General features: G+C 61.1%; 16 protein-coding genes. 11 read left to right on the top strand and 5 right to left on the bottom strand.

Features of this window, described 5'->3' with window-relative positions:
• Positions 1-6 precede the first annotated feature (6 nt).
• From LXM55_RS10860 to LXM55_RS10835, 6 genes are read left to right on the top strand one after another with little or no spacing between them, the layout of a single operon-like run.
• Positions 7-477 carry a TadE/TadG family type IV pilus assembly protein gene (locus tag LXM55_RS10860; RefSeq protein ID WP_233320371.1) on the top strand — a complete coding sequence of 157 codons (471 nt, stop codon included), beginning with the start codon at positions 7-9 and terminating at the stop codon, positions 475-477.
• Positions 477-980, top strand: coding sequence for a TadE/TadG family type IV pilus assembly protein (locus LXM55_RS10855; RefSeq protein ID WP_060844439.1), 504 nt, complete (start codon positions 477-479; stop codon positions 978-980). Before LXM55_RS10860 ends, LXM55_RS10855 begins: the two co-directional genes overlap by 1 nt.
• Positions 974-2191, top strand: a complete 1218-nt coding sequence (locus tag LXM55_RS10850) for an AAA family ATPase (RefSeq protein ID WP_233320370.1) — start codon at positions 974-976, stop codon at positions 2189-2191. Before LXM55_RS10855 ends, LXM55_RS10850 begins: the two co-directional genes overlap by 7 nt.
• 3 nt (positions 2192-2194) lie before the next feature.
• Positions 2195-3634: a CpaF family protein gene (locus LXM55_RS10845; RefSeq protein ID WP_233320369.1), complete on the top strand. Its 1440-nt coding sequence runs from the start codon at positions 2195-2197 to the stop codon at positions 3632-3634.
• Positions 3631-4617: a type II secretion system F family protein gene (locus LXM55_RS10840; RefSeq protein ID WP_233320368.1), complete on the top strand. Its 987-nt coding sequence runs from the start codon at positions 3631-3633 to the stop codon at positions 4615-4617. Before LXM55_RS10845 ends, LXM55_RS10840 begins: the two co-directional genes overlap by 4 nt.
• Positions 4618-4644: 27 nt before the next feature.
• Positions 4645-5607: a type II secretion system F family protein gene (locus tag LXM55_RS10835; RefSeq protein ID WP_233320367.1), complete on the top strand. Its 963-nt coding sequence runs from the start codon at positions 4645-4647 to the stop codon at positions 5605-5607.
• Positions 5608-5724: 117 nt separating this feature from the next.
• Here LXM55_RS10835 and LXM55_RS10830 read toward each other — a convergent pair whose 3' ends face one another.
• The 3 genes from LXM55_RS10830 to LXM55_RS10820 form a co-directional block, all read right to left on the bottom strand.
• Positions 5725-5982 (bottom strand): DUF3613 domain-containing protein, encoded by a 258-nt coding sequence (locus LXM55_RS10830; RefSeq protein WP_233320366.1) that lies wholly within the window; start codon positions 5980-5982, stop codon positions 5725-5727.
• A gap of 2 nt (positions 5983-5984) precedes the next feature.
• On the bottom strand, positions 5985-6710 hold the full coding sequence (locus LXM55_RS10825) for a tetratricopeptide repeat protein (protein WP_233320365.1): 726 nt from the start codon (positions 6708-6710) through the stop codon (positions 5985-5987).
• Between the two features lie 107 nt (positions 6711-6817).
• Positions 6818-8059 carry a type II and III secretion system protein family protein gene (locus tag LXM55_RS10820; protein ID WP_233320364.1) on the bottom strand — a complete coding sequence of 414 codons (1242 nt, stop codon included), beginning with the start codon at positions 8057-8059 and terminating at the stop codon, positions 6818-6820.
• 361 nt (positions 8060-8420) lie between these two features.
• Between LXM55_RS10820 and LXM55_RS10815 the strand changes: the two genes are divergently transcribed.
• From LXM55_RS10815 to nadA, 5 genes are all read left to right on the top strand, one after another.
• Positions 8421-9188 (top strand): COG4705 family protein, encoded by a 768-nt coding sequence (locus tag LXM55_RS10815; protein WP_233320363.1) that lies wholly within the window; start codon positions 8421-8423, stop codon positions 9186-9188.
• Positions 9189-9217: 29 nt separating this feature from the next.
• A complete protein-coding gene (locus tag LXM55_RS10810) occupies positions 9218-9652 on the top strand; it encodes a hypothetical protein (RefSeq protein WP_233320362.1) in 435 nt (144 codons plus the stop codon).
• 125 nt (positions 9653-9777) lie between these two features.
• A complete protein-coding gene (locus LXM55_RS10805) occupies positions 9778-10443 on the top strand; it encodes a response regulator (protein ID WP_233320361.1) in 666 nt (221 codons plus the stop codon).
• Positions 10419-11789, top strand: a complete 1371-nt coding sequence (locus tag LXM55_RS10800) for an ATP-binding protein (protein WP_233320360.1) — start codon at positions 10419-10421, stop codon at positions 11787-11789. Before LXM55_RS10805 ends, LXM55_RS10800 begins: the two co-directional genes overlap by 25 nt.
• Before the next feature lie 165 nt (positions 11790-11954).
• On the top strand, positions 11955-13013 hold the full coding sequence (nadA, locus tag LXM55_RS10795; protein WP_233320359.1) for a quinolinate synthase NadA: 1059 nt from the start codon (positions 11955-11957) through the stop codon (positions 13011-13013).
• Between the two features lie 63 nt (positions 13014-13076).
• Here the strand turns inward: nadA and LXM55_RS10790 are convergent, their stop codons facing one another.
• Complete coding sequence (locus LXM55_RS10790) at positions 13077-13568, bottom strand: RDD family protein (protein WP_233320358.1); 492 nt, start codon at positions 13566-13568, stop codon at positions 13077-13079.
• A gap of 96 nt (positions 13569-13664) precedes the next feature.
• Positions 13665-13877, bottom strand: coding sequence for a cold-shock protein (locus LXM55_RS10785; RefSeq protein WP_007977299.1), 213 nt, complete (start codon positions 13875-13877; stop codon positions 13665-13667).
• Positions 13878-14186: the final 309 nt, after the last annotated feature.

Here is a 14186-nt window from a genome sequence, read left to right as displayed (position 1 = left end):
ATGGTTATGGGACGCAGTGGATACAGACTGCCGACTGCCCAACGCGGCATGGCGATGGTGGAGCTGGCGATTACCCTGCCGCTGCTGGCGTTGCTGATGCTGACCTTCGGCGAGTTCGGGCGCATGTTGTTCCAGTACAACAGCCTGATGCAGGCCAGCCGTGATGCCGGGCGCTTTGCTGCCGCTCAGGCCTGGAACTCCACCCTTGGCACGGTCAGCCTGAGTTCCTCGCTGATCTCCCAGACCCAGAACGTTGCCGTTTACGGTGTTCCCGCCAATCCCAATGGCTACCCCCCCGTGGTCCCCGGCCTGAGCACCGGCAATGTGCAGGTCAGCACGGTCGGGACCGACCATGTCCAGGTCAGCATCAGCTACACCTTCGTGCCGGTGATCGGCAGCTCGCTGCCTGCTCTGTACGGCAGCAGCGTGCCGCTGGGCCTGGCGTTGACCTCGACTATCGTGATGAGGGCCTTGTGATGAACGTCCGGCACATGCGTGGGGTGTATATCGTCGAGTTTGCCATTGCCAGCCTGGTGCTGTTCACCCTGCTGTTCGGTGCCTTGGAAGTCGGCCGGCTGTACTTCACCGTCAACACCCTGAATGAAACGGTACGCCGCGGCGCGCGCCTGGCGGCGGTGTGCGACATCAAGGACCCGGTCATTCTGCGTCGCGCGATGTTCAACTCGGCGACCAATAGCGGAGCCAGCAGCCTGATCGCCAGCCTCACCAGCGCCAATCTGAATCTGGTCTACCTGGATGCAAATGGCGCGGTGGTCGCCAACCCCAACGACCTCACCAGCAGCAATGGATTTCTTGCCATCCGCTATGTCCGGCTGGAGGTGTCGAATTTCAGTTTCAACCTGCTGATCCCCGGCTTTGGCGGGGCGTTCATTTTGCCGATGTTCAAGTCCACCGTGCCGCGCGAAAGTCTGGGTCGACAGCCTGATGCGACGGTCAACCCGGAGATCACTCCATGCTAAGTACCCGAGCAGCCCCTGTTACCCCCGCGGCTGAGAGATCCGGCATGCGCCTGCTGATCAGTGGGCGGGATGCGGCGGCCCTGAGTCATCTGAAAAACCTGAGTTCGAAACTGCCCGGCCTGCAGGTCAGCACGCGTCTGGTGAGCAACGGTCATACCGATCCGTTGTATGGATTGGAGCAGATGCCGGACTTCCTGTTGTTGAGGGTCAGCCACCTGTGGCGCGAGGAACTGGCGGCGCTGTTGTTGCATCCGGTGAAGGAGCGTCCGCCACTTCTGGTCTGTGGCCCGCTGGACGAGCGTGAAGGCATGCGGCTGGCGATGCAGGCCGGTGCCCGTGACTTTCTGCCGGAGCCGGTCGCCGCCGAAGAGTTGCAGGCGGCCCTGGGCCGTATGGTGATGGAGGCCCATGCGGAGCAGGGGGCAGGGGGCAAGTTGATTGCGGTGATGAATGCCAAGGGCGGATCGGGCGCTTCCATGCTGGCCTGCAATCTGGCCCATCAGCTCAGCGTTCGGGGTGGCCGAACCCTGCTGCTGGACCTGGACCTGCAGTTTGGCAGCGTGACCCACTGTTTCGATGTCGTGCCGACACACAGTCATGTGGAGGTGCTGCAACAGGTCGAGACCCTGGACGGCATTGCCTTGCGCGGTTACTGCAGCCATTTCAGCCCCACCCTGCATGTGCTGGGTGGGCGTACCGGGGAGCTGTTCCTGGCGCAGGACATCCGCATTGAACAGCTCGAAAGCTTGTTGCGCCTGGCGCGCAGCACCTATGACTGGGTGGTGGTGGACCTGCCGAGGCAGATCGACCATCTCACCGGCATCACCCTGGAGCATGCGGACCACATCTTCATCGTGCTGCAGCAGAGCCTCAGCCACCTGAAGGACGGCACCCACCTGCTGCGCATTCTGCGCGACGACCTGGGGGTGCAGAACAACCGCCTGCAGGTGGTGGTCAATCGCTACGACAAGTCCTCGGCCGTCAGCCTCAAGGACATTGGCGAAGCATTGCGCTGCACCGATCTGCACAAACTGCCCAACGACTATGCGGTGGTTGGCGAAAGCCAGAACACCGGCGTGCCGCTGGAGTTGCACGCGCCGCGTGCCGGCATCACCACGTCCCTGCGTGAGTTGAGTCAGCGCCTGATCGGTATCCAGGCCGAGGAGCAGGGGCTGCTCAAACGTACTTTCAGCCGTCTGTTCGGAGGGTAAGCCATGCTCAGCGACTTCCGTAATCGCTTGCGTCAGCAATCCAGCAAGCCAGCCCCGGCAGATGGGCCAGCCGCAGCCATCAGCAGCGAGGACTGTGTCAGCGTGCTCATGGCCTGGGAAGCCAGCGTGCCCGATGTGCTCTACGAGACCCGGACCAAGCTCAGTTCGATGGAGACCGAGTGGCGGGAGAAGATCTACCAGCAGTTGCTCAAGGTCATGGACCTGTCCTTGTTGGATACGCTGGAACCGGCCGACGCCGGGCGGCAGATTCGCGAGCTCAGCCTGCGGCTGCTCGACGAACATTCGGCGCCGGTCAGTGCCAGCAGCCGTCAGCTGATCATCAAGCAGATCACCGATGAGGTGCTGGGGCTTGGGCCATTGGAGCCACTGCTGGCCGACCATACGGTGTCCGACATCCTGGTCAACGGCCATGCCTCGGTGTATGTGGAGCGCTTCGGCAAGTTGCAGAGGACCGATGTGCACTTTCGTGACGATCATCATCTGCTGAACATCATCGACCGCATCGTTTCCAGCCTGGGGCGGCGCATTGACGAGTCTTCGCCATTGGTGGACGCGCGCCTGAAGGACGGTTCGCGGGTCAACGCGATCATTCCGCCGCTGGCCATCGACGGGCCGAGCCTGTCGATCCGCCGCTTTGCCGTGGACCTGCTCAATACCGAGAGCCTGGTGCAGATGGGCACCCTGACGCCGGCCATCGCCCTGATGCTCAAGGCCATCGTCCGTGGACGGCTCAACGTGCTGATTTCCGGCGGGACCGGCAGTGGCAAGACCACCATGCTCAACGTGCTGTCCAGCTTCATTCCGCATAACGAGCGGATCGTCACCATCGAGGACTCGGCCGAGCTGCAATTGCAGCAGCCCCATGTGGTGCGCCTGGAGACCCGTCCTTCGAACATCGAAGGCCGTGGTGAGGTGAGTCAGCGTGAACTGGTGCGCAACAGCCTGCGGATGCGCCCGGACCGCATCGTGATCGGCGAAGTGCGGGGCGCCGAGGCGCTGGACATGTTGACCGCCATGAACACCGGGCACGATGGTTCTCTGACCACCATTCACGCCAACACCGCGCGTGATGCCCTGGGGCGGATCGAGAACATGGTATCGATGACGGGCGCCACCTTTCCGATCAAGGCCATGCGCCAGCAGATCGCCTCGGCCATTGGCGTGGTGATCCAGCTGGAGCGCCAGGAAGACGGTACGCGGCGCCTGGTCAGCGTGCAGGAGATCAACGGCATGGAGGGTGAAATCATCACCATGACCGAGATCTTCAGCTTTGTACGCAGTGGCATCGGTGAGAAGGGCGAGGTCGTCGGCGAGTTCCGCCCCACCGGCATGGTACCGGCGTTTCGCAACGTGCTCGCCAAGCGTGGCATTGAATTGCCGCTGAGCCTGTTCCGGCCCGAATGGATGGAGGACCCGTCATGAGTCAGATCCCCAGCGAATTTATCCTGGCGTTCCTCGGCATGGTGTTTACCGCCATGTTTCTTCTCAGCCAGGGCTTGGTCATACCGGTGTTCGGTGAGGCCAGCAAGGTGCGCAAGCGTATTCGCGGCCGGCTCAATCTGCTGGAGCGCGCGAGCAACCTGCCGAACATGCAGTCGATACTGCGGCAGAAATACTTACGCCGCCTGTCACCGCTGGAGGCTCGTCTGGAGCAGCTGCCCGCGATGGAAAGCCTGGCACAGATGATCGAGCAGTCCGGGCATGAGTACCGTGCCTACCGGGTGCTGTTGCTGGGGTTGGTGCTGGGGAGCGCGGTGGGTTTGCTGTTGTGGGCGTTTCTGCAAATCTGGTGGGTGGCGCTGCCAGCGGCGGTGGCGGTGTTCTGGCTGCCGGTGCTGAAGATTTCCCGCGACCGCGGTAAGCGTTTTGCCGAATTCGAAGAGGGCTTGCCGGATGCGCTGGATGCCGTGTGCCGGGCGCTGCGGGCCGGACACCCGTTCAATGAAACCCTGCAACTGGTCGCCGATGAACACAAGGGCCCGGTCGCTCATGAATTCGGCCTGACGTTTTCCGACATCAACTACGGCAATGACGTGCGCCGGGCGATGCTTGGCCTGCTCGAACGCATGCCGAGCATGACGGTGATGATGCTGGTGACCACCGTGCTGATCCACCGTGAAACGGGGGGCAACCTGACGGAGGTGCTGGAGCGCCTGAGCAGCCTGATCCGCGGGCGCTTTCGCTTTCAGCGCAAGGTTCGGACGCTCTCGGCCGAAGGGCGCATGTCGGGCTGGATACTGGTTTCGATGCCCTTCGTACTGGCAGCGGCGATTGTCTTTTCGAGCCCGACTTATCTGCCTCTGCTGTTCCAGGAGCCGCTGGGCCAGAAGCTGGTCATCGGGGCGTTTGTCGCGATGCTGATCGGTATTTTCTGGATACGCAAAATCATCCGGATCCAGGTTTGAACACCGGCGTTCTCAGGGGGTGAGGTCATGGATTATCTATTGAGTCTGATCAACCGCGTGGTGGGCAACGAAGCGCTCGCGCGCCTGCTGTTCTCCGCGGCCATCGGCTTGAGCGTGGTGTTCGCGGTGGCGACCCTCGTACTGCTGGTGATGGGGCTGCAAGACCCGGTGCAGCGTCGCCTGCTGCTGATCAAGCGTGGCCACGGCGCAGTGACCCGGGAGGCGCCGAGCAACCTGCAGTTGATGCTTGAGCAGGTAGGCCAGCGTTTTGTTGCACAAGAGCAGGACCAGGTCTCCGCAACCCGGACCCTGCTGATACACGCCGGGTATCGCTCGCCTGCGGCGGTGCAGATGTACTGGGCCCTGCGCTTGCTGTCGCCGTTGCTCATGCTGGGCCTGGTGGTCCTGATGCTGCCGCTGATTCCGAAGCTGTCGCTGCTCCTGGGGATCTTCCTGCTGGTTCTGGCGGCCGGTATCGGCTGGCTGGCTCCGGCGATCTATGTCAGTGCGCGGCGGCAGGCGCGCACGACCCGCTTGCTGGTGGCCTTTCCGGATGCGCTTGATTTGATGGTGGTCTGTGTCGAGTCCGGCCTGGCCTTGCCCCAGGCCATCGAGCGGGTGTCCGAGGAAATGGCCGTCAGCCAACCGGACCTGGCCCTGGAGCTGGCGCTGGTCAACTCTGAAATCCGTGCCGGTATTCCCAGCACCGAAGCGCTCAAGCGCCTGGCGGATCGGACCGGGCTGGAGGACATTCGGGGCCTGGTGAGCCTGCTGGCGCAGAGCATCCGCTTTGGTACCAGCGTGGGGACTACCTTGCGCATTTATGCCGAGGAGTTTCGCGACCGGCGTACTCAGCTGGCGGAGGAAAAGGCCGCAAAAGTGGGGACCAAGTTGATATTTCCACTGATTTTCTGCCTGTGGCCAAGCTTTTTCCTGGTGGCCATCGGTCCGGCAATCATTGGTGTATTCAAAGTCTTCGGGAAGTTGTGAAAGACGCAAGTCGCGGAAGATGCCTGCCGACCAGCCCCATCCTTGGATGGGGCTGCTGCAGGATGGCGGGTTGAACGTTGGCCGCCGAGCTTCAGGCGCGCCGCTGACAGTAACGGTTTATTTCCCCTTGCCCGAGTATTCCTTGTAGTACTCGGGGATCGCGTGTTTGTAGCTCTCCATCCAGCGTTGCAGGCTCAACTCCCGTTCACCGGGGGTCGCCGGCTGCGGGGTGCGCGACGCGACCTGATTGCGGTTCTGCAACTGCAACCAGGTTTCGGTCACCTGCTGTTGTGGGGAGGATGGACCGGGTTCGATGGCCTGAGCCGCGAGGGGAAGCAGCACGAGGCCCAGGCAACTGAGCATGTTGTGTTTCATCACTACCTCTGCGTTGTCGAGGGGGTGGCTTTGGGTTGCGCCTGATCGACGGCGGTCGCGACCCGATCATTGGGCGCCGTGGTCCTGAGTTTTTCCGCGCGGGCCTTGGCTTCGGTGACTTGCCCCGGACTTAGGCCGACACGGCTGACCACTTCCGAGGCTTGTTTCCAGTTCCCTTGATAGATCAGCAAGGTCACCAGATTGAGGGCCGCCAATTGATCCGACTGCTTGAGCTCCATGGCGGTGATGAACTCGAAACGGGCTTCTTTCAGGCGTCGTTGCTTGAGGTAGACCACGCCCAGATCGTTGCGGATTTTCTCGTCGGTAGGAGAAAGCCGGGCTGCACGTTGCAGGTGCACCAGGGCCTGTTCGTTGTCGTTGCGCCCCGCGGCCAGTTGCCCCAGGCCATGTTCGCCTTCGGCGGCCAGGCAACCACTGAGCAGGCTGCGGTACAGGGGCTCGGCCTCGCGTTGTCCCAGCATGCGGTAGATCTTGGCCTTGCGCAGACGCACTGCCGGAAGGTCATCCGGCAGGCGTTGCAGGTTGGCCAGGCCAGCATGCAGTTTGCCGCTGTTGATCAGTTCGTCCGCCAGGCTGAGTGACAGTTCCTGGTCGGAGTCGATCTTGGCGCAGCTTTCCGGGGCCGTTACCGACGACCAGGACGCGCCTCCAGATGATGCGCAGCCACTGAGCATCGCCAGCCCTATCGCCACTATCAGGGTTTTCATTTTCAGCTCCCGAAAAGCGCGTAATGCTCGGGTCATGACCTCAGGGCAAGGCCTGTCGAAGTCCGGATGGTTGAACCTCATCCCCCGCGAGGGTTCAAGGTGCTGGTTCATTGCGATAGCCCACTGCGTCGATCAAAGTCGCCGTCTTCCAGGAAGTACATGCGGAACCAGTTCGGGTCGTAATTGCGCATCTGCTCACCGGGTAGCGAAGGCAACTGGGCATTGACGGCCAGCGGTTGCACCAGATGCGGGGTGACGATCATCAGCAGTTCCTTCTCTTCACGCTTGATCGTGGAGTCGCGAAAGAACGCGCCGATGATGGGAATGTTGCCCAGGCCCGGCAGCTTGCTCACGTTGGAGCTGTTGTTGGTGCTGATCAGGCCGCTGATCACGAAGCTCTCGCCATCCGCCAGGGAAATGCTGGTGTCGGTCCGCCGGACAATCAGGGCCGGAACCCTGGTGCTGGAGATTACCACTCCGTTGTTGTAATCGAGTTCGCTGACTTCCGGCGCCACTTTCAGGGCGATACGGTTGCTGCCGATGACGGTGGGGGTCAGGGTCAGGCGGATACCGAACTCCTTGTATTCGATGGAAATGTTGTCGCTGCCAGAGCTCGGCACCGGGATCGGCACCTCGCCACCGGCCAGGAAGCTCGCACTCTGCCCGCTCAGGGCCACCAGGCTGGGACGTGCCAGGGTGTAGGCGAAACCACTGCCTTCAAGCGCATTGATCATCCCCAGCACATTGCCGCCACCGAAGCCGATGTTGAAACTGCCATTATCCAGCGGGATGCGGGGGGCCAGACTGCCGATCTGTCCGGGCGTGACCGTGACGCCGGGAACCGAGCCGGGCGAGCCAAACAGAAAGTTGCCGCTCTTGCCGAAGATCGAGGTGCTGGCTTCCTTCAGCTTGGTACGGCTGACTTCGACAAAGCGGATGTCGGTCTGCACCTGGCTGGGCAGCAGGGGACTTTCAGAGGGGGGGAGCTGCGAGCCCACCAGCGACTGGGCGGCTTTGCCCTGGACGAAGACCATGCTTTGCCGTGGCGAGCTGGAACAGGCGCTCCAGACCATCAGGCTGGTGGCGCCGGGCGCAATGCCGGTCAGCAGGTAGGAATCATTGCCATTGAGGTGTACGTCGACGATTTTCGGATCACCCACCGCCAGCCGGGTGATGGCCACGGGAGAGCGTATGGCGGCCTGCATGCCCTCGCTGACCTCGAGCACTGCCGGTAGTGGTTCCAGCCCAGCACAATTGTTCGCCGCCGCCAGGGTCACTCCTGTGGGTAAAGCCGTGAAAATGAGTGTCCATGTCACTCGCCTGAGTACCTGCAAGCAATCACTGTTCATTTACTGCTTCCTTGATTGGCTGGGAGAGTCAGCCGGGACAGTCAGGCGCCGAGAATCATTCGTCAGAGCATTCTGAAATAGGCTTGTCCTTGCTGATCCCAGATAACTGTTTCGTTATCTGACGTTAGCGTAGAAAGCTCAAAATGCTATTAATTGTAAAAAAAAACTCTCTATGCCTTGAGCGCCCAGCGAGCGGCGCCCGCATCGGCATGGCTGCAGCCTGCGAAACGCTTGGGAATGCCGCTGGACGGGCATTTCACGAGGCATGGCTGACGCGTCAGAGCCCGCTCAGTTTCAGCTAAGTTTTCCCTCGTAACCTCTGCCTCGCGCCAATTCAGGCGAAGTTAGGGAGAGGTACTAGATGAAGCCATTGAGCCAGGCCAATTGGCTGAACAAGGTGCCCGAAGTGACGCTGTCCTTCTGGGTCATCAAGATCATGTCCACCACTGTCGGGGAAACCTGTGCCGATTATCTGGCTGTCGACGCCGGCCTGGGGCAGGGGGTGACCAGCATCGGCATGGCGCTGCTATTGGTGCTGGCATTGTTCGCTCAGTTGCGTACCCGGGCCTACACACCCTGGCTCTACTGGTTGAGCGTGGTGCTGGTGAGCATTGTCGGCACTCAGGTCACCGACGTGCTGACCGATCAGCTGGGCGTCAGTCTGTATGTCAGCACGGCGCTGTTTGCACTGCTGTTGGCGATCAACCTGGCTATCTGGTACGGCGTTGAACGCAGTCTTTCGATCCGACAGATCGTTACCCCTCGGCGTGAGTTGTTCTACTGGGCAACAGTGCTTTGCACCTTTGCCCTGGGTACCGCCGCCGGTGATCTGGCCACCGAGGCGCTGGGGTTGGGGTTCACCCTGGGGGTGGTGATCTTTGCCGTGCTGATCTTCGTGGCCCTTGCCGCCTGGCAATTGGGCGCCAACGCGGTACTGACCTTCTGGATCGCTTACATCCTCACGCGTCCTTTCGGCGCCTCCCTGGGCGATCTTCTGACCCAGGCCAAGATGTACGGCGGCTTTGGCCTGGGGGCGACCTGGACCAGTGGAATCTTCCTCTGCGTGATTTTCCTGCTGGTGATTGCTGCGCAGATCAGCGTGGGGAGTCGCCAGCGTGTTACCGAGTGATTCGCTCATTTTCAATCAAGGAATCAATGATGGCTCATTTCCATTCTGTTACTCGTAAGCTCGTGACCCTCTGCGCTATCGTCCTGCTGGGAGGCGCCGCAGGATGTTCCAAGACGGGCGATGAACAAAGGGCTCCAGGGCCTGCTCAGGTTGTGGCCGGCCAGGGTGTGGTGTCGAAGTTGGGCGATCTTTCTGCCTTCCAAGGCATCAGTGCCGAGGTGGCGGCCCTGGTGGACAAGAATGACCTGAGCGCAGCCAAGAGCCGGATCAAGGATCTGGAGCTCTCCTGGGATAGCGCCGAAGCGGGATTGAAACCCCGTGCAGCCGCAGACTGGCATGTGCTGGACAAGGGGATCGACCGCGCACTCGATGCGTTGCGTGCCGGCAACCCACAACAAGCCGACTGCAAACTGGCCATGGATGAGCTGCTCAAGACCTTCAACTCATTGCAGGGCAAGCAATGAAGCCATCTTCCACGGGGCCAGGGCGCCACGGTGTGTAATAGGCTGCGTGATTGCCGATCAAGGTGATTTACGCTGGGCGCGGTGTCCCTCTAGGGAGGCCGCGCTTCATTCATTGTGGAGGTGCTATGCGGATCCTGCTGGTGGAAGACGATGTCATGATCGGCGAGGCAATAACGGGCGCCCTCAAGGATGCAGGCTACGCCGCCGATTGGGTCCGCCATGGGGGCAGCGCTCTCGCCGCCCTGGACACCCAGCATTATGACCAGGTGCTGCTGGATCTCGGGTTGCCGGGCAAGGACGGGCTGCAAGTGCTCGATACCCTGCGGCGGGGTGGTAACCCGGTGCCGCTATTGATCATCACTGCCCGCGATAGCCTGGATGAGCGTTTGCGCGGTCTCGACGGCGGCGCGGATGACTATCTGTCGAAGCCCTTTGCCATGGCCGAGCTATTGGCGCGCATGCGTGCGGTCATGCGTCGCAAGGGCGGAAGTGCGGCGCCGCTGTTGAGCAATGGCGTGGTGTCGCTGGACCCGGTTTCGAAGCAGGCGAGCAGCGCGCAGCAGGCCGACGTGCAGCTGTCGAACCGGGAGTTTGCCCTGTTGCAGGCCCTGTTGATCCGGCCTGGGGCGATTCTTTCGCGAAGTGAACTCGAGGACCGCATCTACGGTTGGGGTGACGAAGTGGAAAGCAACGCCGTGGAGTTTCTGATCCATGCCTTGCGTCGCAAGCTGGGAAGCCAGGTGATCAAGAACGTCAGGGGTATGGGATGGATGGTTTCAAAAAGCGTCTGAGCGAGTCGGTCCAGCTCCGCCTGTCCATTGTGCTGTCGACGGCGATCCTGGTGGTTGCCCTGCTGGCGGCGGTCTTCGCCTTTGTTTCGGCATTTGACGAGGCTCGGGAAATGCAGGACAACACCCTGCGCCAGGTCGCGGCCTTGTTCGAGCGGCAGCAGATGACCCTGAGTTACTCCGCGCACGAGCAACCGATTGAAGGCGACAACGAGGAGTCCAGGGTGGTCATCCAGTACCTGGCCGATGGCGCCAGGGCGACCGGGGATGACGACAGCAGCTCGCCTTTGCCCCTGCCGACCACGCTTGCCGATGGGTGGTCGACGCAGAAGGTGGGGGACGAGCCGTTCCGGGTACTGGTCAAGACCACCGCTCAGGGGCAGCGCATCGCCGTGGCTCAGGAAATGGGCGCCCGGGACAAAGAGGCGCGCGAGAGTGCCGCGCGCAGCCTGCTTCCGTTCTTGTTTCTGTTCCCTGTGCTGTTGCTGGTGCTGGCCAACCTGGTGCGCACGTTGTTTCGTCCGATCGAGGTCTTGGCTGCGGAGATTGATCAGCGAGGCGAGCAGGAGTTGCATCCGATCGATGAAGGGCATTTGCCGACGGAAGTCCGTCCCTTTGTGCTGGCGATCAATCGACTGCTGGCTCGGGTGACTCGTTCCATGGAGGTGCAGCGACGTTTTGTTGCGGACGCGGCCCACGAGTTGCGTTCGCCGATGACGGCCCTGTCCCTGCAAGCCGAGCGGCTGGCCACTGTGGACATGTCGAGCCAGGCTCGGGAGCGTCTGATGCTGCTGCGGCGGGGCATCGAGCGCAGCAAGAAACTGATCGATCAACTGTTGAGCCTGGCGTTTGCGCAGTCCGGCGCCACGGCCGGTGTGGCCTTGGTTTCAGTGCATGGGGTCTATCGGCAGGTACTGGAGGACCTGCTGCCGCTGGCGGAAGAAAAGGCGATTGATATCGGCGTGGAGGGCGGGCAGGACGGCCAGGTGCGTATCGGCGAGGTGGACTTGCAGGTTCTGGTGAAGAACCTGGTGGATAACGCCATTCGCTATACCCCGCCGGGTGGCAAGGTCGATTTGTCGGTGAGCCTGGAGCATGGCGCGGTAGGGCTGAAGGTCTGCGACACGGGCCCGGGTATTGCGCCAGAGGAGCATGATCGAGTGTTCGACCCTTTCTATCGCTGCCTGGGGAGCGAGGAACTGGGTTCGGGGCTGGGGCTTTCCATCGTCAAGGTCATCGCTGAGCGCTACGGCGCCCAGATCCGTTTCGCCTACGCCGATGAGCAGGCCAGGAGCGGGTTGTGCGTTTGGGTCGTGTTTGCGCGGGTCGAGCCGGGTCGCGAGGAGTAGGCGCCGGGCAGAATAGGCTTTTGAATACCCTGGATATTCTGTAGCCTTGCGCGGCTCCAATGCTGTCCGTACCTGATGAACTCACTCTCCCGGCGGGGCCCTAAGCGGTCCGGAGCCGGTGGTATACTCGACTTTCGCGCCCAAGCGCCTGCAGGTCTTGCGAACATGACGCAAATTTCTGAACGCCTTCTGGTTCAAGCCCACCTCGACGCCAAACAGCCCAAACCGTTGAGCGCTGAGCAAGAGGCCCATTTTCGTGCCGCCATCGCTGCTGAGCTCAAGGCTCAGGACGCCGTGCTGGTTGCGCATTTCTATTGTGATCCGGTGATTCAGGCCCTGGCCGAAGAAACCGGTGGCTGTGTTTCCGACTCCCTGGAAATGGCCCGTTTCGGCAACGCTCATCCGGCCAAGACCGTGGTGGTCGCCGGGGTGCGCTTCATGGGCGAGACGGCGAAGATTCTCAACCCTGAAAAACGCGTGCTGATGCCGACCCTGGAAGCCACCTGCTCCCTCGACCTGGGCTGCCCGGTGGAAGAGTTCTCGGCCTTTTGCGACCAGCATCCCGAGCGCACCGTGGTGGTTTATGCCAACACCTCGGCGGCGGTCAAAGCCCGTGCCGACTGGGTGGTGACCTCCAGCTGCGCGTTGGAAATCGTCGAAAGCCTGATGGATAACGGCGAGAAGATCATCTGGGGCCCGGACAAGCACCTGGGCACCTACATCCAGCGCCAGACCGGTGCCGACATGCTGCTCTGGGACGGTGCCTGCATCGTTCACGAAGAGTTCAAGTCCAAGCAACTGGAAGACATGAAGGCGCTGTATCCGGACGCCGCCATCCTGGTGCACCCGGAGTCCCCCAGCTCGGTGATCGAACTGGCGGATGCGGTCGGCTCCACCAGCCAGTTGATCGCTGCCGCGCAGCGCCTGCCGAACCAGACCTTCATCGTTGCCACTGACCGCGGCATCTTCTACAAGATGCAGCAGCTGTGCCCGGACAAGGTGTTCATCGAGGCACCGACCGCCGGCAACGGTGCGGCGTGCCGCAGTTGTGCCCATTGCCCATGGATGGCCATGAACACCCTGGAGCGCACCCTGCAGTGCTTGAAGGATGGCAGCAACGAGATCAGTGTCGACCCAGCCTTGATCCCCAATGCGCTTCGTCCTCTGAAGCGCATGCTGGACTTCACCCAGGCGGCGCGGATGAAACTGGCGGGCAACGCCTGATCGGTTGAGTTGCGTCCAAGCAAAAACGCCCCGATCAATCGGGGCGTTTTGGTTTGTGGCGTATTACTTTTTCTTCTGCTTGGGAATGCGCACCAGCTGGGTGTTGGAATAGATGTCGTGCCAGCTGCGTTTCTGCTTGTCTACCAGTACCCAGAAGAACCCCAGGCCGGCACACAGCCAGGACGCGATCGACACCATGAAACGCAGTAGCGCCTGCCACAGGCTGATACGGCTGCCGTCGGCGTTCTGTACGCGGATGCCCCAGACCTGCATGCCCAGGGTCTGGCCGGAGTGGGTCCAGAACTTGGCGAAGAAACCGAACAGCACGAACAGCAGGACGGTGGAGTACAAGGGGTCACCATCCAGGGCGCCGGACTCGGTCAGGGCACGCATCCGCGCTTCGCCGATGATCTGCATCTGGATCAGCTTGTAGATGCCGCCTGTGACGATCAGCAGGGCGACGCAGAGTAGAAAATCATAGAACATCGCTGCCAGGCGACGACCGAGGCCGACGGCGGGGAAATCGCCTTGGGGGCTTAGCAGATGTTTCGACATGACAGGCTCTCGACTGAAAAAAGAAGCCATTTTACGGAATTGCGCGCACAAAAAAGCCCCTGATGTCAGCATCAGGGGCTTTTTCGTTACAGACGATTAAGCTTCTGCTTGTACTTCGTCAGCCTGCATGCCTTTTTGGCCCTGCACAGCGATGAAGGTCACTTTTTGGCCTTCTTTCAGGCTCTTGAAGCCGTTGCCCTGAATAGCGCGGAAGTGTACGAACAGATCCGGACCGCTTTCTGGAGTGATAAAACCAAAACCTTTCTCGTCGTTAAACCACTTGACGGTACCGCTCTGACGTTGGGACATTTCTTATTTCCTTTGACGCTAAAAAATTAATGACAGTCTCTTCCTCATGAAAGAGTACTGGGCTGGGTTGCAGGAAAGTAAGAGACGTCGAACGGGTTGTAGCAAACTTGTTAGCTACTGCCCAGGTCACGATTCCAAGCGACCCATGCAAACACAGTGGGGAAACTCTACGCCAACTATGGGAGAAAAAACAAGCCCCGCGAAGCCCCGGTTTTACTCAGCTTGCCGAGGTTTGGCGGAACTAGCGTGCAGGGCTTATTCGATAGAGTTGTTCAATTGTTTTCGGGCGTTATAAGTGAAATTCAGTAT

Origin of the sequence: Pseudomonas sp. Au-Pse12 (assembly GCF_021341665.1) — a bacterium.
In the GTDB taxonomy this organism is placed as follows: Bacteria; Pseudomonadota; Gammaproteobacteria; order Pseudomonadales; family Pseudomonadaceae; genus Aquipseudomonas.
This window is presented reverse-complemented; position numbering and strand designations above follow the sequence as displayed.

Bases quoted from the DNA above. Each gene is read 5' to 3' on its own strand.
- LXM55_RS10860 (WP_233320371.1), top strand. From the start codon at position 7: ATGGGACGCAGTGGATACAGACTGCCGACTGCCCAACGCGGCATGGCG.
- LXM55_RS10855 (WP_060844439.1), top strand. From the start codon at position 477: ATGAACGTCCGGCACATGCGTGGGGTGTATATCGTCGAGTTTGCCATT.
- LXM55_RS10850 (WP_233320370.1), top strand. From the start codon at position 974: ATGCTAAGTACCCGAGCAGCCCCTGTTACCCCCGCGGCTGAGAGATCC.
- LXM55_RS10845 (WP_233320369.1), top strand. From the start codon at position 2,195: ATGCTCAGCGACTTCCGTAATCGCTTGCGTCAGCAATCCAGCAAGCCA.
- LXM55_RS10840 (WP_233320368.1), top strand. From the start codon at position 3,631: ATGAGTCAGATCCCCAGCGAATTTATCCTGGCGTTCCTCGGCATGGTG.
- LXM55_RS10835 (WP_233320367.1), top strand. From the start codon at position 4,645: ATGGATTATCTATTGAGTCTGATCAACCGCGTGGTGGGCAACGAAGCG.
- LXM55_RS10830 (WP_233320366.1), bottom strand. From the start codon at position 5,982: ATGAAACACAACATGCTCAGTTGCCTGGGCCTCGTGCTGCTTCCCCTC.
- LXM55_RS10825 (WP_233320365.1), bottom strand. From the start codon at position 6,710: ATGAAAACCCTGATAGTGGCGATAGGGCTGGCGATGCTCAGTGGCTGC.
- LXM55_RS10820 (WP_233320364.1), bottom strand. From the start codon at position 8,059: ATGAACAGTGATTGCTTGCAGGTACTCAGGCGAGTGACATGGACACTC.
- LXM55_RS10815 (WP_233320363.1), top strand. From the start codon at position 8,421: ATGAAGCCATTGAGCCAGGCCAATTGGCTGAACAAGGTGCCCGAAGTG.
- LXM55_RS10810 (WP_233320362.1), top strand. From the start codon at position 9,218: ATGGCTCATTTCCATTCTGTTACTCGTAAGCTCGTGACCCTCTGCGCT.
- LXM55_RS10805 (WP_233320361.1), top strand. From the start codon at position 9,778: ATGCGGATCCTGCTGGTGGAAGACGATGTCATGATCGGCGAGGCAATA.
- LXM55_RS10800 (WP_233320360.1), top strand. From the start codon at position 10,419: ATGGATGGTTTCAAAAAGCGTCTGAGCGAGTCGGTCCAGCTCCGCCTG.
- nadA (WP_233320359.1), top strand. From the start codon at position 11,955: ATGACGCAAATTTCTGAACGCCTTCTGGTTCAAGCCCACCTCGACGCC.
- LXM55_RS10790 (WP_233320358.1), bottom strand. From the start codon at position 13,568: ATGTCGAAACATCTGCTAAGCCCCCAAGGCGATTTCCCCGCCGTCGGC.
- LXM55_RS10785 (WP_007977299.1), bottom strand. From the start codon at position 13,877: ATGTCCCAACGTCAGAGCGGTACCGTCAAGTGGTTTAACGACGAGAAA.